At 58.5% G+C, this 19,843-nt stretch carries 15 protein-coding genes and 2 pseudogenes; 14 read left to right on the plus strand and 3 right to left on the minus strand.

The window, feature by feature from the left end; all coding sequences use genetic code 11:
- Positions 1 to 310: 310 nt before the first annotated feature.
- Positions 311 to 2,314, minus strand: coding sequence for a putative bifunctional diguanylate cyclase/phosphodiesterase (locus tag RLEG4DRAFT_RS58980; RefSeq protein WP_051040874.1), 2,004 nt, complete (start codon positions 2,312 to 2,314; stop codon positions 311 to 313).
- A 259-nt stretch (positions 2,315 to 2,573) separates the two neighbouring features.
- Here RLEG4DRAFT_RS58980 and RLEG4DRAFT_RS58985 point away from each other — a divergent pair, with 259 nt between their 5' ends.
- From RLEG4DRAFT_RS58985 to RLEG4DRAFT_RS59030, 10 genes are all read left to right on the plus strand, one after another.
- Positions 2,574 to 3,617 carry a class I SAM-dependent methyltransferase gene (locus RLEG4DRAFT_RS58985; protein WP_003574605.1) on the plus strand — a complete coding sequence of 348 codons (1,044 nt, stop codon included), beginning with the start codon at positions 2,574 to 2,576 and terminating at the stop codon, positions 3,615 to 3,617.
- A gap of 522 nt (positions 3,618 to 4,139) precedes the next feature.
- Positions 4,140 to 4,706, plus strand: coding sequence for a hypothetical protein (locus RLEG4DRAFT_RS58990; RefSeq protein ID WP_003574603.1), 567 nt, complete (start codon positions 4,140 to 4,142; stop codon positions 4,704 to 4,706).
- A 229-nt stretch (positions 4,707 to 4,935) separates the two neighbouring features.
- A complete protein-coding gene (locus tag RLEG4DRAFT_RS58995) occupies positions 4,936 to 5,421 on the plus strand; it encodes a hypothetical protein (RefSeq protein ID WP_348529928.1) in 486 nt (161 codons plus the stop codon).
- A 365-nt stretch (positions 5,422 to 5,786) separates the two neighbouring features.
- Positions 5,787 to 6,134: an RT0821/Lpp0805 family surface protein gene (locus RLEG4DRAFT_RS59000; protein WP_085061865.1), complete on the plus strand. Its 348-nt coding sequence runs from the start codon at positions 5,787 to 5,789 to the stop codon at positions 6,132 to 6,134.
- 275 nt (positions 6,135 to 6,409) lie between these two features.
- The gene (locus RLEG4DRAFT_RS59005; protein ID WP_037093132.1) at positions 6,410 to 7,420 is read left to right on the plus strand and encodes a LacI family DNA-binding transcriptional regulator; all 1,011 of its coding nucleotides are present in this window, start codon (positions 6,410 to 6,412) and stop codon (positions 7,418 to 7,420) included.
- Between the two features lie 37 nt (positions 7,421 to 7,457).
- Positions 7,458 to 8,732: an ABC transporter substrate-binding protein gene (locus RLEG4DRAFT_RS59010; protein WP_003574598.1), complete on the plus strand. Its 1,275-nt coding sequence runs from the start codon at positions 7,458 to 7,460 to the stop codon at positions 8,730 to 8,732.
- Between the two features lie 72 nt (positions 8,733 to 8,804).
- Entirely contained in the window at positions 8,805 to 9,656 is an 852-nt protein-coding gene (locus RLEG4DRAFT_RS59015) for a carbohydrate ABC transporter permease (RefSeq protein WP_003574595.1), read from the plus strand.
- Entirely contained in the window at positions 9,653 to 10,510 is an 858-nt protein-coding gene (locus RLEG4DRAFT_RS59020) for a carbohydrate ABC transporter permease (RefSeq protein WP_003574593.1), read from the plus strand. The genes RLEG4DRAFT_RS59015 and RLEG4DRAFT_RS59020 overlap by 4 nt, the downstream gene beginning before the upstream one ends.
- A gap of 13 nt (positions 10,511 to 10,523) precedes the next feature.
- Positions 10,524 to 11,582 carry an ABC transporter ATP-binding protein gene (locus RLEG4DRAFT_RS59025; protein WP_003574591.1) on the plus strand — a complete coding sequence of 353 codons (1,059 nt, stop codon included), beginning with the start codon at positions 10,524 to 10,526 and terminating at the stop codon, positions 11,580 to 11,582.
- 19 nt (positions 11,583 to 11,601) lie between these two features.
- On the plus strand, positions 11,602 to 12,897 hold the full coding sequence (locus RLEG4DRAFT_RS59030) for an MGH1-like glycoside hydrolase domain-containing protein (RefSeq protein WP_003574589.1): 1,296 nt from the start codon (positions 11,602 to 11,604) through the stop codon (positions 12,895 to 12,897).
- A 622-nt stretch (positions 12,898 to 13,519) separates the two neighbouring features.
- Here RLEG4DRAFT_RS59030 and RLEG4DRAFT_RS59035 read toward each other — a convergent pair.
- The gene (locus tag RLEG4DRAFT_RS59035) at positions 13,520 to 14,746 is read right to left on the minus strand and encodes an ATP-binding protein (RefSeq protein ID WP_003574587.1); all 1,227 of its coding nucleotides are present in this window, start codon (positions 14,744 to 14,746) and stop codon (positions 13,520 to 13,522) included.
- A 513-nt stretch (positions 14,747 to 15,259) separates the two neighbouring features.
- On the opposite strand from RLEG4DRAFT_RS59035, the pseudogene RLEG4DRAFT_RS59040 reads away from it, so the two are divergent.
- The 4 genes and pseudogenes from RLEG4DRAFT_RS59040 to RLEG4DRAFT_RS59055 all read left to right on the plus strand — a co-directional run.
- Positions 15,260 to 15,385, plus strand: a pseudogene (locus RLEG4DRAFT_RS59040) (NTP transferase domain-containing protein); the annotation flags it as partial.
- Between the two features lie 1,081 nt (positions 15,386 to 16,466).
- On the plus strand, positions 16,467 to 16,664 hold the full coding sequence (locus RLEG4DRAFT_RS59045; RefSeq protein WP_003574583.1) for a CUE domain-containing protein: 198 nt from the start codon (positions 16,467 to 16,469) through the stop codon (positions 16,662 to 16,664).
- A gap of 1 nt (position 16,665) precedes the next feature.
- Positions 16,666 to 16,974 (plus strand): annotated as a pseudogene (locus RLEG4DRAFT_RS59050) (hypothetical protein); the annotation flags it as partial.
- A gap of 794 nt (positions 16,975 to 17,768) precedes the next feature.
- A complete protein-coding gene (locus RLEG4DRAFT_RS59055) occupies positions 17,769 to 18,011 on the plus strand; it encodes a hypothetical protein (protein ID WP_003574580.1) in 243 nt (80 codons plus the stop codon).
- An 802-nt stretch (positions 18,012 to 18,813) separates the two neighbouring features.
- On the opposite strand, the gene RLEG4DRAFT_RS59060 is transcribed toward RLEG4DRAFT_RS59055, so the two are convergent.
- Positions 18,814 to 19,776 carry a sterol desaturase family protein gene (locus RLEG4DRAFT_RS59060; RefSeq protein ID WP_003574576.1) on the minus strand — a complete coding sequence of 321 codons (963 nt, stop codon included), beginning with the start codon at positions 19,774 to 19,776 and terminating at the stop codon, positions 18,814 to 18,816.
- Between the last annotated feature and the right edge of the window lie 67 nt (positions 19,777 to 19,843).

Consider the following 19,843-nt stretch of genomic DNA (forward strand, 5'->3'; position numbering starts at 1 on the left):
CGTTGATCCAATTCTTCATGCCGAGGGTGGATGTGTGATCTAAGTGAGGCAATTGTGGTTTTTTGGCAAGCAGGGAGGAAATTGGATGGTCTGCGGAGCGGCAGAAAAGGCTCCGGCGTCATTGGCTGGAGGAAAATGAAGCACATCGGAGCTTACAGCACATCGCCGCGCAAACGGGAAAAGCAGCAATTTCATCGCACGATTCTTCGGCGGATCTGCAAACCAACACTGCTTGCAGACGGCTGCCATAGTCTGGCGGAGGAAGATCTCAAAGATGCCTGGAAATCGGCCGCCTGGACCGGAACCGAACCTATGGCCCGTTCCGCGAAAGACGTTTCGAATCAAGGTTCCTGGCCATGCTGAACGGAAGCACGTTATCGGATTCAAGCCGAGCCGCCGGCGCGGGCCGTCCAATGTAATATCCCTGGATTTGGTTGATTCCGTACTGCTGCATCAGCAGCTGGTGTTCGATCGTCTCGACGCCTTCAACGAGGATCCTGACGCCGCGATTGCGCAGCAGGCTGATGATGTCGAGCAGCATCCTCTTGCCTCTCTCCGTATTGGTGTCATGGAGGAAGGATCGATCGATCTTGACGGTGTCGAATTCTATCAGCCGAAGCCACGAGAGGCCCGCGAACCCTGTGCCAAAGTCGTCGAGCCAGACTTGAGCGCCGAGCGCTCTCAGGTCGCTGATGCAGCGAACCACGTCCTGGTCGATTTCCAGCTCCACGCCTTCGGTAATTTCGAAAGCGAGCCGAGCGCCCGCCACATCGAATTCCGCCAGTGTTGTTGCGACATAGCTGGCGAAACCCGGCGTCTTAAGTTCAATCGGCGAAACGTTGACGCTGGCAACTTGCACCAGGTCGGTTGCCAACATGTCCCGGCAAACAGTGCGAACTGCCCACCGGCCGAGTTTAACGATCGAACCTGTTCTTTCCGCAACCGGGATAAATTTAACAGGCGATACGGCCGTTCCGTCCAACATCCTCAAACGCATCAAAGCTTCAACACCGTCCACGTTACCGGTCTGGACGTTGCGGATCGGCTGATAGACGAGGGAGACGAGGCCGTGTTCAAGCGCGATCTTCAGGGTCGCGGCGATATCCTCGCTGTCATCGCTGCTCTGCGGGTCGTCAGGATCGAAGACCACGACGGTGTTGCGACCCGTTGCCTTGGCGGCATAAAGCGCGCGATCCGCTTCATGAATGACCTTGTCAACCTGCTTTGTCTGGTCTCGCGTATAGGACAGACCGACACTGACGGTGATGACAGCGGTTCCGTCGCGCCTGTGCTCGTGTGGCCAGGCCAGCGCGCGGACGGCAGCACACATTGTTTCTGCGAGCGCGGCCGCTCTTTCCGTATTTTGCATGGGAGTGATGACGATGAATTCCTCGCCCCCATATCGCCCGATGATCGAGCCGTAGGACGAGGCCACGCTCTGGAGAAGCTGGGATACGGCGACAAGGCACCGGTCACCTTCCTGGTGGCCATAACAGTCATTATAGTGCTTGAAGTAATCGACATCGATAAGAAGGACGGCAAAGGGCGCTCTCTGGTCCCGCCAGCCTTGCCAATGATCACGCAGGCGTTGATCGATTGCCCGGCGATTTTCGAGGCCCGTCAACGAGTCCGTGTTCGAGAGGTGCAAAAGAGCCTCGCCCCTTTCGTCGGCGGCCGCCTGCTGCAAACTGGCTTCAAGAGCATTCAGGAAGACTTTATAGCGCTCTCGGTTGAGCTGAAGGTTCACGTAAGACGTAAAAATAAAGCAGGAAATACAGAACGCACCAAGGATCAGCTTGTGGAGAAGCAACATAGGCGCGAACAGATAGAGGGCGCCGACGAAGATGAGCACGTTCGTGACGGAGGCCGCAAGAGCAAGCGGAAACCGGAAACTGAAGAACAGGTTGACGCTCATCATGAAGATCGCGCCAAAAACCATATAGTATGAGAACGCGTCCCTGACCGTGGTCATCTGGGCGGTGAGAAGCCAGACAAGATAAGCTGCGAGCACGGACGCCGCCGCTGCCATGTCGACCGTATCGGCTTTTGCATTGCGGTAGAGCAAGAGTTCCAGCATGCCTAGCGCGCTGACGCTTACCGCCAATCGGCCAGCGACCGTGTAGCCGACGACATCGCTAATAAAAAGATAGTCCGCGAAAGCATAGGCAAGGTAAACTGCCACCGCGATCCAGAGGCCGCTGCGCGTGGCGCACTTTCGGCCGCTCTCGCTGTTCTGCTTATAAAGGCGACGCAACTGTTCTGGCGACGGCGTCGGCCCAATCGTGGCGACTGCGGTCTCGGCTAACATGTGCATCATGCCCGTGCCACCCAACATCTTGCAGCAGTTGCCCTACGCAGACCGCAAACTGAAGTTGGATAGCCCCACGCCAGCTCCACATCAACCGATAACAGTCAAATAGCGCCCAATCTGGCGGTGTATCTCTCGGCTTCACTAATATTTTCTAAAATTAAGTGGTGCAGCGGCGACCACTGCCACAGGCCTTGACTTGACGTTAAGAGAATGGTGAGGATTTTATCTTAACTCTTAAGTTGTTATTTACCAGTGAGGTTCCGTGGCACAGCCGCTCTTTTCCCTTGATGGCCAAAGCTTGATCACCCCGCAGTCCGTCAGCAATAATTTCCTCTCACCCAACCAGGATCACCAAACAGGCCTGCTGCGCACTGCGGAGGCCGAGTTTGCAATTGTCATCAGCCTTGCAATGCAGCGGTTCGCCGCCGGCAAGGACCTGCCTGAGGCCGTCAGGTGGCTGATTGGTCAGCTCCACGACGTCCGCCAAAAATGCGGCGCGGCCGTGTGGCAGAAGCTCATCCCGCTAATCCAGGCCCACCCCTCGGCAAAGATTCTGCAGCAATGCCCGTTCACGCGCTGGTCCTTTGAAAAACCGCGAGGCTATTCCGGTGATGCCAGTCTCATAGACTTTATTTACGGACATCCGGCGGTGGCCGAAGAAGTGGCCAGATCCACCCATCTCGGCCTCGATATCTTCGAATACACGATAAACGCTCCAGGCCCGGTCGCCGTCAGGGAACGTCGCGACATCCTGACCCGCTACGTCGATGAGACCGCTGCGCGAACGGGTGGGGATACCGAGGTCCTGGCCATCGCCGCCGGTCACCTTCGCGAAGCGGAGGCATCGACAGCACTGGCAGAAGGCCGCCTTAAACGCTGGGTTGCCCTGGATCAGGATCCCCAAAGCATCGGCTCGATCTCAAGCCAATTCCATGGGACGGCTGTCGAGCCTATCGATGGATCCGTGCGCGGCCTGCTCGGACGAAAGCATCAGCTCGGCACCTTCGATCTGATCTACGCAGCAGGACTGTACGATTACCTCACCGATAAAGTCGCAATCCGACTCACCCAGATCTGCATGGACATGCTGAAACCGGGCGGCGTCTTCCTATTTGCCAACTTCTCCGATGAGATGGCCGATGACGGATACATGGAATCCTATATGAACTGGGAGCTCCTCCAGCGGTCCGAGGCCGACATGTGGCGTATTGCCAGAAGCAGTGCGCCGGCAAATACGGTTGATTGCGCGGTCTGGTTCGGCGCCAACCGCAATATCATTTACAGCACCATCCGGAAGCTGTCGTAGGCCTTGACGGTCCGGGCGCTTCACAAATCCGTCCGGTCCAGCGATGCAGGCGCCCTGCGGCTACGCAAAAAGCCGCAGGTCCCTGAACGCGACCTCGCCTCGTTCGCGCCCGCCACCAGACTGCTGTACACCTGTGGCTGGTGAGCTGGGCGCAATGGCTGGCATTTGAAAAAGGCATTACCGCAATTGATCTCCTGTCGTATCGATGAGGCTGCGAGTGGCCAAACCAAACGACCTAACACCGAGGCGCCTCTGGCGATAGTCACGTTGCTATAACAACCTCCGTCGCTCACGCATGCGTCGCAGGCCGTTAGCCGAAGTCGGACCGATATCATTTAGGCCGATGTTAGCACCTATATTCAGGGACTTCCCCGCCCCGAAGCGGCAGGTACCATTTCAAAACCCTAGGTAGGAAATTGTGGCGGGGACGCTAGTCCTACTGCTGAGCCTCCACCTAAGGCTTTGACACGAGGATGTAACTCGTGCTTAGTGTCCTCAGTCCTAGGACAGAGGACAGGAAACATGAAGAGCCAAGACGTAGTCGTTCTGCTGAAGTTGATCAGCCTGCAGGATCAAGAACTCACGAAGGGTGCAGATGAGCTGCGTGCCGAATCCGTGGGTGGCGATCCCTACTCAGTGCGCAACCTGGAAGCCCTGCTCGGCATCAGCAAGACGGAGATCGCACAATCGATCAAAAGAAGCGTCGCATCCGGCATCGCACGCAAACACAACAGCAAGAGCGAAATCAGACCGCACCGCCGTAACCTGTTCGGTTTTATCACGAACGGACTGCGGTTTGTATTTCCCGCCCAGGTGGGCTCGATGCAGCGTGGCGTCCCGACGGCCTTCGCCGCGCCAATGCTTCAGGGGCTTCTCGTGAGCGGAACCTACAATTATGTCTGGCCCTTCGCCAGCGGTCGGGAGATGGGTCAGTCAGTCGATCCGCTTTTCAAAAGTGTTCCGGACGCTGCCTTGAAGGATGATCGGCTCTATGAATACCTGGCGTTGGTCGATGCGATCAGGCTTGGAAATCAGCGGGAGGTCGGTCTTGCAACCGACCATCTCAGGTCAAGGATCTTGAGCAAATGACTGCCATCAGCGCTCAACTACTCGAAATGTTGAAGGCTGTCGCATCTGCATTGGGCGAAGACCTCCGTGAGCGCCTGGTTTTCGTCGGCGGATGCACGACTGCATTGTTCATAACGGATCCCATAACGCTTGAGGACGTACGCGCCACCGACGACATCGATCTTATCGTCGATCTGACGGGACCTCCGCATGGGCTGTCCTTCAGGACGAGCTCCGCCAAAAGGGCTTTATGGAGGCGGCCGACGAGGAAGTGATCTGCCGTATGCGACTTGGCCAACTCAAGGTCGATTTCATGCCGGACGACCCATCGGTCCTCGGCTTCAGCAATCGCTGGTATGCGAAGGGTATTGAGACGGCGACCGCCTTCCAGCTCTCCGACGAGCTGACCATACTGGTCTTGACGCCGCCACTATTCCTCGCCACCAAACTGGAAGCCTTTGCCGGCCGGGGCAACGACGACCTGTTCATGAGCCGAGATGCAGAGGACGTCCTTCTGATCGTTGATGGGCGAGATAATCTTCCCGAGGAGGTAGCCGCCGCAAACGCCGATGTCCGTGCCTTCATTGCCGAGCGATTCGAGGCTCTCTTGGATCATCAAGATTTCGATGATTTCCTCGAAGGCAATATCCGCGGGCCCATCGGTCGTGTCGAGATCGTGAAGAGCCGCTTCATCGCGATCAGCCAGAGCGCGGATGGTATCACACATGAAAATTGAAGCTCGTTGGCTGAGCCGGCCGGGTACCCGCACCCGAGACAATCGGGACCATGCAGGATCAGGTGTACGGCCCGGCGAGTTTCTGGGAATTGTGGTTGACGGCTCGACGGCCAGAGCAACCAATGGAGACTACTTGTCGAGCTGACTCGATTGGTTCGTACAATCCTGCGATGAGTTGAATGCAGACCTCACCGCCTCAGATCATTCGCTGTGTGCTCAGGCGATGCAGAGGCTCGGCCAGATCAGCCCGAAATGAGACGTAAATCTCCAACCCCAACAGCTTCCTCTTTAGAATCTGAGCTGCCCTCGCCTAAAGTGATGCGCCGTGGGTTGAAATAGTCGTCATCAGATCCATCATTTTCTGCATGAAACGAATAGTTATCATTCCGTGCGTGGCGTTTCTCGCCGCCTGTTCGCACACCGAACCTCTCGAAGTGTCTTCTGCGCCCTCCGTTTCACCCGGGGCCGTCCCAGTCAGCGATCAAGCTGTTATTGCAGATGTGGTCGGCCGCGGAACTGTCGGAACGAAAGCTCTCGCCTGGGCAAATCCGTCGACCGGGAGCGCCGGAGTTATCGAACAGATTGACACTGACGACAGGCTTGATGGATGTCGCGGTTTCGTAACACGTCGCCAGTCACTGGAGGGTACTACGCGCTTTGACGGCGTAGCTTGTCCTTCTGGGAATTCTTGGAAGTTAGCAACGACGCACTAGCCTAACAACTGGCGACATTTGTTGGATTGGTCCTAGCGGCGTCCTGGGATAGTTGGCTTCATCAGCACGGCGGGATGAGGAACAGCTATCGCTGTCGAAGGCGCGGTCGGTAGACCGTTGCACGCGCCGATCGCCTCATTCTCCTAAGGTCTACCGGCTGCGATGGAATCATCGAAATCCTGGCCCTGGAAATAATAGACCGCCATATCCAAAACGTTTTGGCTTGACTCCCAAAACGTTTTGGAGAATCTTTTCCTCACTTCGGGAGGAAGATGTTGGCCAATCTCAAACAGCTCGCGCAATCGCTGGGACTGTCGATCACCACGGTGTCGCGTGCGCTCGACGGTTATGCCGATGTATCCGCCGCCACGCGCGAACGGGTTCGTGAGGCTGCCGACAAGGTCGGCTACCGGCCGAATGCGTCGGCTCGCCGCCTCCGCAGGCAGCGCGCCGAGCTCGTTGCGGTCACGCTGCCGAGCGATCCTGGCCATATCGGCCCCCCGCATTTCCTCGATATGTTGTCCGGATGTGCCGAACACCTTGCTGCTGCCGGCCTCAACTTGGTGATTGCGCCGGTGCCGCGCGGCGAGAGCGAACTCGACATCTGCCGCCGCTTCGTCGATGGCCGCCGCGTCGACGCCATGCTTCTCGTCCGCACCAAGCGGAAGGACGAGCGCGTCGAGTTTCTGCAGTCGCGCGGCATTCCCTTCGTCACGAACGGCCGCACGGAAAGCCTGCTGCCCCATCCTTATATCGACGGCGACGGCTTTGCCGGCTTCCGGGCCGCGACGCTGCGCTTCCATGCCGCCGGCCACCGCCGTATCGGCCATATCGCCGGGCCGCAGGAATATTACTTCGCACATGACCGCTGCCGTGGCTGGCGGGCGGCGATGGAGGAATGCGGCCTAGCGACCGACCTCTGTGCCGAAGGCGCGCCGTTGGAACAGGGCGGTTATCTCGCGGCGCTTGAACTTCTTCGCCAACCATCGCGTCCAACCGCACTCGTCTGTACCACGGACGAAATGGCGATCGGGGCGCTGAGGGCGCTACGCGAGGTCGATGGCGGCAACCAGATCAGCATTGTCGGCCATGATGACCTGCCAATGGGCGCCTTCACCAGCCCGCCGCTCTCGACCATGCGCATGACCGGTGAAAACCTCGGCGCGAGCTTCGCCTCGCTGCTGCTGCGCGCCATCGCCGGGGAGCCTGCCGCAGAACTCCAGGAGCTTCACGCGATCGAGTTCGTCGATCGCGACAGCCATCGCCGTCCCGCAAAGGCGGCATAGACAGAAGTGCAAACAAAGAACAATGAAGGAGGAGAAGATGAAACATATCATGTCATTTGGAATTCTGGCTTCCACCGTGCTGGCCTTCGCCTCGCCTGTGCTTGCCCAGACGGTTTTCGTGTCTACCCAGCTTCGTCCGATCGAAGAGGCGACCGTTGTCCGCGAGGAGCTGTTAAAGGATGTCGGCTCGGTTGATTACGTGGTCGAGGAGCCGCCGCAGTTTGCTGTCCGCATGGAGGCCGAACGTCAAGCCGGTAAGCGCACCGTCAGCCTCGTCGGTGCGCTGCATGGGGAGCTCTCGCCGCTTGCCGACAAGGACACGCTCGAGCCGCTCGACGATCTCGCCAAGAAGCTGGCAGCAAGCGGCATGCCGCAGTCGTTGCTCGACCTTGGCAAGCTCGGCAAGCCGACCCAGCAGTACATTCCCTGGATGCAGGCGACCTATGTGATGGCTGCCAAGAAGGACGCGCTGCAATACCTGCCGGCTGGCGCCGACGTGAACGCGCTGAACTACGATCAGTTGATCGAGTGGGGCAAGAATATGCAGGAGGCGACGGGTCAGCCGCAGATCGGTTTCCCGGCCGGCCCGAAGGGGCTGATGGCGCGTTATTTCCAGGGCTATTTCTATCCCTCCTTCACGGGCGGTGTCGTGCGCACCTTCCAGAGTGCCGATGCGGCCGCCGGCTGGGAGAAGTTGAAGACGCTGTGGGCCAATGTGACACCGAACTCCACCAGCTACGATTTCATGCAGGAGCCGCTCGCTGCCGGCGAAGTCATGGTGGCCTGGGACCACATCGCCCGGCTGAAGAATGCCATATCAGCCGCACCGGATGATTATGTGGTCTTCCCCGCTCCTGCCGGCCCCAAGGGTCGTGGCTACATGCCAGTCGTTGCTGGTCTCGCCATTCCGAAGGGCGCGCCCGACAAGGCCGGCGCAGAAAAGATCATCGAGCACCTTTCCATGCCGGACACGCAGCTCCTGACCGCCTCCAAGGTCGGCTTCTTCCCGACCCTGAACGTCAAGCTGCCGCCGGATCTCGACGCCGGCGTCGCCCTTCTCGCGGGTGCTGTCACCGCCACCCAGGCGTCCAAGGACGCTGTCATCTCGCTGCTTCCGGTCGGCCTCGGCGACAAGGGCGGTGAGTTTAACAAGGTCTACATGGACAGCTTCCAGCGCATCGTGCTGCAGAACGAACCTGTTGCAGACGTGCTGAAGACCCAGGGCGCCACGATGGCCAAGCTGATGACCGACACGAAAGCTGCCTGCTGGGCGCCTGATGCCAAGAGCGACGGCCCCTGCCCGGTCGAATAAATCCGCCCGGGACGCGTCCGGGCGAAATGCCCGGGCGCTCTTTCAACCCTCTGCTCGTCGAGGCGGAAGCCGATGACCAATAGCCGACCCTGGATTCCCTATCTGCTGATCCTGCCATCCGTCGCCTTTCTGGCGTTGCTGTTTGTCGTGCCGCTGGCGCAGACGATCTGGCTGGCGGTTTCGGACAATGGCGCGCCGTCGCTAGCGAATGCCGAGCGCATGGTAACCGACATCAATTTCACGCGCTCGGTGAAGAACACCTTCCTGCTGACGATTGCGGTCGTGCCGGTGCAGATCGCCCTTGCGCTTGCCATGGGTACAATGGTCGCCAAGGTCGGCCGCGGGCGCGAGACGATCCTGTGGATCTGGACAATCCCGCTCGGCATCTCCGATCTCGCCGCCGGTCTCGTCTGGCTGTCGATCCTGCAGAATACCGGCTATCTGAATTCGCTGCTCTTCGGCCTCGGTATCATCGGAAGGCAGGCAAGCTGGCTTTCCTACCAGACGCCGGTCGCGCTCTTCATCGCGATTGCGGTTGCCGAAATCTGGCGCGGCACGGCTATCGTCATGGTCATCATCGTCGCCGGTCTCAACCAGGTTCCGAAGGAATTCAAAGAAGCTGCCGAAATCTTCGGTGCAGGTCCGTGGACACGCTTCTGGCGCATCACCCTGCCGCTGATCCGCCCGGCGCTGCAATCGGCGCTGATCCTGCGCACCGTGCTCGCCTTCGAGGTCTTCGCGGTGGTCTATGCGCTCGGGGGACGCAATTTCCCGGTTCTCGTCGGCGAGGCCTACAATTGGCAGAACCAGAACCAGAACTACAGCGTCGCTGCCGCCTATGCGGTGCTGATCATGATCATTTCGCTTGCCGCCACCCTCATCTATCTGAAAGCCTTGAAGGTCGATCCGGAGCGCCTGCCATGACCACGGATACCATCAGCACGACCACGGACATCCCCAGCGCTGCCGGCTTCGTCTCCTCGCGCCGCTGGCTTCTCTGGAGCGGCATCGTCGCGCTCTGCGCCTGGGTTCTGGTGCCGATCTATCTGGTCGCGCTCGGCGCGCTCGGCGGTCGCCAGGGTGTCTATATCTGGCCGAAGACCGGCCTTCCCACGGGCATTTCGCTCGAGCCCTTCCTTCTCTTTTTGAAGACCGAAGGCGTCGTCCAGTCCTTCCTCAATTCGCTCGGTGCTGCAGGTATCACGGTCGCCTTGTCCATCCTGCTCGGCGCGCCTGCCGGTTATGCGCTCGCCCGCTACGAGTTTCGCGGCAAGGACAGCTACCGGCTCCTGGTGCTGCTGACCCGCGCCTTTCCGCTGGCGATCCTGGCATTGCCGCTGACAGTCTCCTTCATCCGGCTCGGCCTCTACGATACGATCCTCGGCGTCGGCCTCATCCATACGGTCCTGGCGCTGCCGTTTGCCGCACTCGTCACGCAGGGCATTTTCCTCGGCGTGCCGAAGGAGTTGGAGGAAGCCGCCTGGGTATTCGGCTGCACCCGCATCCAGGCCTTCTTCAAGGTGGTGGCGCCCTTGGCGCTTCCCGGCATTGTCGCAACCGCGGTCTTTGCCTTTGTCATCTCGTGGAACGAGGTCTTTGCCGCCTCGGTGCTGACAGTGCGCAACCGCACGCTGACCGCCTACCTGCTGACGGTGCTGTCGGAAAGCCCGATGCACTATCGCTTTGCCGGGGGTCTGATGCTCATCCTTCCCTCGGTTGTCTTCATCTTCGCGGTCAGACGTTACCTCTTCGCGATCTGGGGCATTTCCTCCAAATAACGGGACCAGAGATATGGCCAATATTGTCATCGACCGCATCCGCAAGAGCTTCGGAGCCTTCCAGGCGCTGAAAGAGGTCTCGCTGACGATCAACGACGGCGAATTCGTCTCGCTGCTCGGCCCGTCCGGCTGCGGCAAGACCACGCTGCTGCGCATCATCGCGGGCCTCGAGACTGCAACATCGGGAGATGTCGGTATCGGCGACAAGTCGGTGATCGGCTTGCCTCCCAAGGATCGCGGCCTTGCGATGGTCTTCCAGAACTACGCGGTCTTTCCGCATATGACCGTCTATGAGAATGTCGCCTTCGGGCTGCGGATGCAGAAGGCCGACGACACACGCGTGAAGGCGCAAGTCGAGAAGGCCGCCGGCCTGTTGCATATCGAGCAATATCTCGACCGCTACCCGAACAAGCTTTCCGGTGGCCAGCGCCAGCGCGTGGCAGTCGCCCGTGCCCTTGCCGTCGAACCGAAGGTTCTGTTGATGGACGAGCCGCTTTCAAACCTCGACGCGCTGCTTCGCCTCGAAATGCGCACGGAGCTCAAGACCGTGCTGCAAGCAGCAGGAACCACGACGATCTATGTCACCCACGACCAGACGGAAGCCATGGGTCTGTCCGACCGCATCGCCGTCATGCATGGCGGCATCGTCGAGCAGGTCGGCCATCCGGTCGAGATCTACAATCACCCGGCAACACGTTTTGTCGGCGGCTTCATCGGCAACCCGCCGATGAACTTCATCCAGGTCCCGGTTTCGAACGGTCAGGTGGCGGCAGGCGCCGAACAGCTTACCGCGCCACAGAAATCCGGCGATCAAATCATCCTTGGCCTGCGCGGCGAGGCCGTCGAACTCGCGCCGCTGCCACAGGGCCTCGAAATGAGGGTCCGCGTTGCCGAACCGATGGGATCGCACCTGCTTTTGACCGGCTCGATCCGCGACCAGCCGGTGCGCGTCATCCTGCCGGCCTCGGAAACCGTAAAGAGCGGCGACACGATCGGCCTGAAGCTCGACCAGAAGCGCATTACCTGGCTTTCGCCCGAAAGCGGCAAGTCCTTTCCGGCCGCTTTGGCCTAAGAACACCGGAGTATCCGAAATGAACGTGCATATCGACCAGGCGAAGCGCATCCTCGCCGCGAACGATCGCGGCGGCTATACCGTGCCGACCGACCGCCTCTACCCCTTCCAGTGGAACTGGGATTCGGCCTTCGTCGCCATGGGCTTTGCGCTCTACGATATAGACCGCGCCTATCGCGAGCTCGAGCGGCTGGTCGAGGGCCAGTGGGCGGACGGGATGATTCCGCATATCGTCTTCCACGCGCCAAGCGATACCTATTTCCCGGGGCCGTATGTCTGGCGCACGAAGCATCGGATCCCGACCTCCGGCATAACCCAGCCTCCAGTCTTTGCGATCGCACTGCGCAGGCTGCATGAAGCCGCAGGCAGGAATGCCGAGGCGCGCACCCTGCCCCTCTACCAGGCGGCGCTGAAATGGCATCGCTGGTGGTATTCCGCCCGCGATCCGGATGGCACCGGTCTCATCGCGCTGTTGCATCCCTGGGAAAGCGGCAGCGACAATTCTCCCGCCTGGGACATCGCGCTCGCCCGCGTACCGACCACCACCGATACGCCTGTCGAGCGCAAGGATACCGGCCATGTGGATGCCGACATGCGCCCGCGCGACGAGGATTACCGCCGCTTCATCCATCTCGTCGATACCTATGCCGCCTGCGGCTGGGATCCGGCGAAGCAATGGGAAAAGGCGCCATTCAAGGTCGCCGAGATCCAGACGACCGCGATCCTCCTCAAGGCCGGCGAAGACTTGGAAGCCCTTGCCCGCGCGTTTGGCCGGGTAGACGACGCGGCCGAGATCGCAGCGTTGAATGCGTTGACCCGGAAGGGGATTCTCGCCCAGTGGCGCCCTGCCCTGTCACGCTTCGTCTCGCGCGATCTCATTTCTGGCCAGGATATCGAGGCAGCAACACAAGCCGGCTTCATCCCGCTCCTCTCGGTCGACCTCGAAAAACCGGTCGCGGATGCATTGGTCGATGAGATGAAGACTTGGTCCAAAAGCCTCAAGGTCGCCTTTCCGACCACCAAGCCGGGTATTGCGAGCTGGGAGCCGAAGCGCTACTGGCGCGGACCCGCCTGGGCGATCATCAACTGGCTGCTGATCGATGGACTGAAGCGCAATGGCCACGCGGATAGCGCCGAAGAGCTGCGGAGATCGACGATTGCGGCGATCGAAGCGGAAGGTTTTGCCGAATATTTCGACCCCGTCACCGGCGAAGGCTGCGGCGGCCTCGGATTCTCCTGGACGGCCGCCGCGTATCTGTGGCTCGAGCGACGCGTCATCCCTGCCCACAAGAGTCGGATGCCACAACAGAAATAAAAGCCGCGATGATCTCCGAGCCGATCCAATGAACGATGACCTTGAGCCCAAATCTGTAATTTAGGCAATGTGACTGTCATGCCTTGATGAGAATCGAACGGCCGACCCGCAACTGCGCATCGAAGCTCCTGAAAGGATTTGAACCCATCGCGACATCGTCCAATGGATTAGATAAATTTAGATATAAATTCTGAGCGACTTCGACCACAGGGCCGAATCGATCAACTCGGCCGCATCTCGCAAAACTTTCAGTTATTGTCATTGCGACGCTTCAGCAGCGGCGCTCGAAAAAGAAATTTGCCCAAAACACATTTCACTGTGTGGAACTGTTGTCGCAGCGGCGCGTTTGGCGCGAGGATGCGCTTTGGTCCGCTCCCCAGCAGCTATGGCGCAGCCACCTTTCCGTCTGAACAAACTAGCCCCGCTAACCTGAACTGACCCCCGAAGTTGGGTGTCCAACTTTCGGGGGTCAGTTCAAACAAGCGGGGCTTTTTTTTATCTTCGATTCTGTTCTCGAAGAGTGATGGAAAGCCTGGCTGGTTCTACGGGGTAGCTCGCGTGGCGCGCTATTCGTTAAATGATCTCGCTGGGACGGGTGGGCTGCAAATCGCCGGGTGGGTGATTATGCGCTCCAGAGACAAGAGAGGGGCACAGCAGCAAGTCTGTCCCCGAACGGCAGAACCTTGTCGCCGTCATAGAGCACCCAGCCCGCTCTGAAGGCGACTCCGGTTGCGGCTGCGACTTTTCTCAGCCCCTTGAAGTCGGCCGGTGTCACGGTTGCCGACGCCTTGATTTCAAATCCCGCAATGCTGCCCATCTCGTCTTCGAGAATGACATCGACTTCGTCCTGATCCTTGTCGCGGTAGTGATGAATATTTGTTTGAACGGCGCTCCAAGTCGAGAGCCTGAAGATTTCGTTCACGGCGAAGGTCTCAAGTATCGGCCCGAAGAGCGAGCGCTCTCCTCTGACCCGATCTGCCGTGATCCCAATCAAAGCCGCCAAAAGCCCGCTATCGAGAAACAAGAGCTTCGGGGTCTTCACAAGGCGATTAAGAGGATTGCGGAACCAAGGCTCTATACGCCGGACGAGAAACAACTGCTCAAACAGGCCTATATAGCGGCGAGCGGTTTTGTCATCGAGACCAACTTGGCCAGCCAGTTGTGTGAAGTTGAGCAATTGTCCGGAATGATGGGCAAGCCCACGCATCAGTTGCGGCATCTGATCCAGGCGCTCGACATCAGCAATGTCGCGCACATCCCGTTCGACAATAGCGCGGATATAGTCTCGGGCCCAGGCGGAACGGCGCTTCGGGTCTGAGCGGGAAAGCATTTCAGGATAGCCGCCAAACAAGCAGAGCTCGATCAATGCATCTCCGGTCAACGGCTGTGATGGGGTGGTTGCCTGACCTGCGAATGCAGTATCTAGAAAATTTGTTGTGCCGTTTCGGATTTCCGCCTGGGCAAGTGGAAGCAAGGTAACGACTTCCATTCTGCCTGCAAGGCTGTCCGATACCGTGGGCAAAGCAAGGATATTCGCCGAGCCAGTTAATAGAAATCGACCCGGTCGGCGATCATCGTCGACTGCCAGTTTGATCGCTCGCAGGATCTCGGGAACCCGCTGAACTTCGTCGAGTATTGCGGTGTCAATCTGGCGAATAAATCCGACAGGATCTGTCCTGGCGGACAACAAGGTTGTCTCGTCGTCGAAGGTAAAGTACGGTCGATCTGACTGCAGCAGCGTTCGTGCCAAGGTCGTTTTTCCACATTGGCGCGGTCCGTTGATCAACACCACCGGGGTGTCCTTCAAGGCGATTCGGATCCTATCGGTTGCACCCCTGGGGTAGAGCATTCCGGCTTTTCCTCGAGTCATTAAATCATGCGGGCACGTGGGGCTCAAATGGTCACCCTCCCCGTCCGATTCGGAATTTATTCCCGTCTAATTCGGATTTCAAGCTCGTCCGTTTCGGATTTATGGACCGACTATCTCGGATTTAAGAGTCATGTTACGGCGAAGGATCCCGCGTCTCCGATAGTCGACACTGTGGCTGCGCGTTGCACCTCGTTGGTGGACAAGCCGACGAAAGTTATGATTGGGGCATGCGCGCTGCTATGAGACGCAGAAGTCGCGCGGTGGTGGCATGCCGATCCGGATTACACCCGAGCCATGTTTAAGTGCCGGGCCACAACTCGCGCCAATACTACCATGTTCCTCGGATTTGGACGCGCAGGACCATCGATATGATCGGGCAGTACCCGGCGGTTTTTGATGGTGCCGACGACCGATATGAAGAAGAAGCCGGCGACCATCAACTACGAGAGAATGTCTGATGATCCCTGCAATTCGGGGCGGTCGCCCGAGCCGATGTCCGTCGCGATCATCCTGCTTGCGGCCGGCAGAGCGAGCCGCATGGGTGTGGGCGGACCGCACAAGCTTCTGGCCGAATTCGCCGGCGTGCCCCTCGTGCGCCGATCAGCCGAACGCGCTCTTTTAGGTGGCGGGTTTGGTGCGAGGATGCGCTTTGGTCCGCTCCCCAGCAGCTATGGCGCAGCCACCTTTCCGTCTGAACAAACTAGCCCCGCCAACCTGAACTGACCCCGAAGTTGGGTGTCCAGCTTTCGGGGGTCATTTCAAACCAGCGGGGCTTTTTTGTTCGCGGTCGACTCGTGATCCGGGAACCTATTCAGGTAGTTATGGGTTTCGACGACGGACCGCGCGGCTTCAGTATCTTGTACTGCTGCACCCCTGTTCGCAGTGGCCGTGCGGTCCGCCGAGGCCGGCCACCCTCAAGGCGGCAAAGGGTGCGTAACTGTCCAGGAACCGCCGCCTCCCATTGTAGTTAACTACTCGGATCGTCAGATAGCGTTGCCCTGCGCTGTTTGCGATCTACCCCCTCCACGGGGTTCGGGCCGCGCAGAGGGCAATGGTCAACTCCTTCTCCTACCCCTTCTGCGCGGCCCCCGATGTGAGAGGGCCTCGATGCGGGTGCGGAGGTTCTGTTTTTTTGCAGATGCTGGACGAAGACAAATTCACCGTCCTTTTCACAAAACGGATTTGGGAGCTCTCGGCCGAGAAAGGCTTGCCGTTTGGCAAGGAACCCTCTGAATATGCGCGGACCGTTGCGCGAGCTTATTGGCTATCGCTCCATGCTGATGGCTTGAGCCCTGAAGAGTGTGCAGACGAGGACGCCTCCTATTGGCCCTGAAGCCCAATCACCGGCCATCATAGAATAGGGCGCCGATTTTCTAGCCTGACATCGCCGACGATATCGAAGGGCACGTAATTCTGTCCGAAAGCGTACAGGAACCAGACAGGTTTTCTGTTGTTATTTCGTAGGGACCGCGCGAGAGAGTCCTGCGCTCGCAAGCCTCTCAACATCGCCCGCCCCCCGCGCGGTCTCGTCCTTTCCTCTTTCGGTCAAATGCCTCGTTTCGGCGGGGCATTTTTGCTAGCACAGCAATCCTCAAAACAATTGCGTCACGATAGATTGTTGACTCCGCTCCTCATGTGAACATAATAAGAACATCGGCGAGCGGCCGGCGTCTGATAACAGCAAGTATGGAGCACGGATATGCGGGAGCAGCCGATCGGCGAAGCCGTGGACGATGAAATTGCGGAGGTGCTTGCTTATCACAAAGGCGATGTGCAAGCTGCGATAGCAACGCTGCTCGGTGACATTCGCTACCTTCGCTGGCAGCTAGTATTGACCGAAGGCGCCATGGGCCGTGGTATCACGCGGGGGTGGCGTCCGAGCTACGAGCGAGATTGATATGCTTGACCGTGATCAACTCAAAACCGTGGCCTTCGATGTGGCATTTAACGACTGGTGGCGGTCGCAACCAGGGTCTTTCCGCGACAGCGTTACCTCGTCGGCTGCGCGCGTTTGCTTTCGCGCAGGATATAGCGCCGGCAAGAACGCCACCGAGCGCCGCTTTGTTTTCAGAGCGGGCCGAATGCGCATAACCGTCTGGGCAAGTGGCCCGACGGCAGCAAAGGCGAAAGCCGAAATAGAAGCCGATTTCCGGGCAGCAAAGAAGGGGTGGCCCAAACCGAAGGCCGGTTGGCAACTCCAGGAGGAGGTAGCGACAGGCCGGCGCACGAAGACGCATGTTCAATCCAGCAATCATTGGGCGAACGACCAACTGAGCGATTGATGGCCGCCCAACGTACAGGAGACTATTTGCTTAGGGTTTAGCAAGTTATCGCTGAGCGGCCGAACTAACAATACCAAATATCAATGCAAATTATAGTTATATTATCCTCTGGATATCATTTTTTTGTGTCTTATTGACGAACCATACAGTCCTCTTTTTAGCCTTTCATAATATAGATGGAAAAACATGCGCTTGCAAAAGTAATATTTATTGAAACCATTTGTAAAGAGTGCATAATAGTATTTGCATCGCCGCGAGGCGTTATGCCTACAAAACACCCCTACTACTGATCCCCGCTCTCGCGGGGGTTTTTTTAACCGGTGGTCACCGTCCTGCCGGAGGTGTTTGATCGGCTGCGCGAAGAAGCTTAAAAAGCAATTCACCCTGGTTGATCATTCGGCCGGCTGGGCCGATGTTCCAGGACATGCCAACTCGATACCAACCCCTCTACCAATGGCGCGGCACCAAGATCGACGAGTCCAACCAGCCGACTGACTCGACTGGCTGGGCTATGACGGGGAGGTAATCATCGGGAGGATTCGGATGGAGATTTGGCGGCCCGAAGAGTGGCCAATGGCATTGGAGCGGCATTGGCCCGCAAGTCCGTCAACGGGTGATCCCACATCAAGGAATCGAAGTTGAACCGAGCGAGGCTATGCGTAGGGTCGAGCAATATTACCACCGGTTGATGCGGCACAACGGAGGTCGAGGAAGCAAGGATGATCGCTGAACTCAAGGGACAGCGCCCAGTGGTGTGCGAGGACACCATACCCCGGCTGGGACGGTGCAGCTGCGGCGGCTTGGGGAGAGTGCTCTATGAGCCTGCGCCGGAAGTCGCGTGCCTGAAATGCGAGGAGAAAGTCATTCTGGAGTCTCGGCCATTTTTCCGCAGCCCCGCCAGCCAGCGCGAGCACGAGGCGTGGCGGGCGGTGATCGCCTGGAATGATTTGAAGGGTTGCTAGACGATCGCCAGCGCCACCCGAGACCGGAAACCATCCCGGCGATGACTTGGTGCGCAGCATTTTCCTATTGGAACAAAAACAAGGGGTGGAGTGGTCCAAGATGATCGCCGGGCTGGTTGTGCACCCCGGAGCAGAAAGACGTTCTCAGGACGCTCTCGTTCGGTCACTGACCACATGTGCGTTTTGGGGAGGGGTCGCGCTGGGCGGGGCAAGGCGCTGGGTCAATTCCGGGAGAAGACATTCCTCAGTGTGTTTGGATTGGACCAGATCGACCGCAACCGTGAGAGCTCTACGTCCATCGCTGCTATCAATGTCGCGATGATGCAAACGGCACCACTCGCGAACCGCGGAAGTAACGAGTTCGATTTCGAAATCTGTAAGGGATATAAGGGCAAGCAACATCTCGGTGCTCCTCCGAAAATGCACTCCCAAGCGACCACTACCATCAGTTAATGCGACCGATGGAGGGCAGTATACTCCCCATTCAAGTCATCGCCATTCAATTTTACATAGTGACAAAACTGGATGAACCGCCATTTTCAGCGCTGCGACCGTGCTGCTCGCATGCTTTCCAGACCATCGCCAGCGTCAGGCCGAGACCGGAAACCATGCCGGCGATGAACAGCGCTATCGTGAATTCGGCGGCCTTTCCAACGGCTTTGCGATCGGCTCCACAACGCTTTAAACCCCTGTTTGTTGGAGCGGAAGCGGCGGCTGGAATCGCCCATTTCTGTCAATCGGAGCTAGTTCGTGGATTCCAGAAAGCTGCCGCTTATCACAATAGAGCGATGCCAGCTTCGCGCTACCGGCGCTGTTCCGGGCCCGATAGCCCCAGCGGCGAGACAGGTTTTCCGCTTATGGGGCTTATGCCGCACTTGGCCTTGGCAGCTTGCCCGGCGCGTTGGAAGAAACGGATTTCCGTGGCGATGCTTTCGCGGAACGGATCGGTTTGGTTGAAGTAGTCGCGGTCCAGACCGAGCTTTGCACCGTCTGCATCGCCCTCGTAATAGGTGCCGAACAAATGATCCCAGATCGGGAAATAATTGGCGAAATTCTTGTCGTGATGTTCCCGCACTCGGGAGTGATGGATGAAGTGGTCGCGTGGTGACTGGATCACGTATTTGCCAAACCAGCCATGCCAGGGGATGGCACTGTGCTTGACCAGACCAATGGCGCCAAAGGTGATGGTCACGACGGCGAATTCGGCCGTTGGCAGGCCGATAAGCAGCGCCGGAACGACCATAATGGCCATGTTTATGGCCTTCTCCAGCGGATGCTCCCGCGACGAAGTTAGCGCGTTGAACTCTTCGGCTGCGTGGTGAAATTCGTGCAGCCGCCATAGTACGGGCAGCCGGTGCATGAACCGATGCTGCCAGTAGCTCAAGAAGTCTGACAGCACCAGGAACAAGAGAACATGTGCCCAGCCTGGCAGCCTCCGGGCAAGGTCCAGGTGGGGGGCATCCTGAGCCGCGTGGGTGATGGCATATGACAGACCAAATGATGCGAGCGCCGCGAATAGCGTAATCATTCCCGTCGCCTGAAGGACGAAATAGACGATGTCGGTGATTGTGGATTTGCTGCGTTCGAAGAAAACCCGACGGAACCCGGAATTGCCGAACCCCACATAGCTGAGCTCCACCGCGAAAACCGTCAGAACCAGGCCAATGGAAATGGCGAAACTGAGCGCCATTGCTCTACCATTCAGATAGTAAGTGCCGTAAAAAAAGCTTCCAAGCTTGTGCAGGCAGTATTCGACCAGCTCCATGCCACTGCTCCAAACACGAACCCGTAAAAGCTTAGTTCTGACGATGTGCGTTTGCCAGATTGCTCAA

Source organism: Rhizobium leguminosarum bv. trifolii WSM2297 (assembly GCF_000271845.1).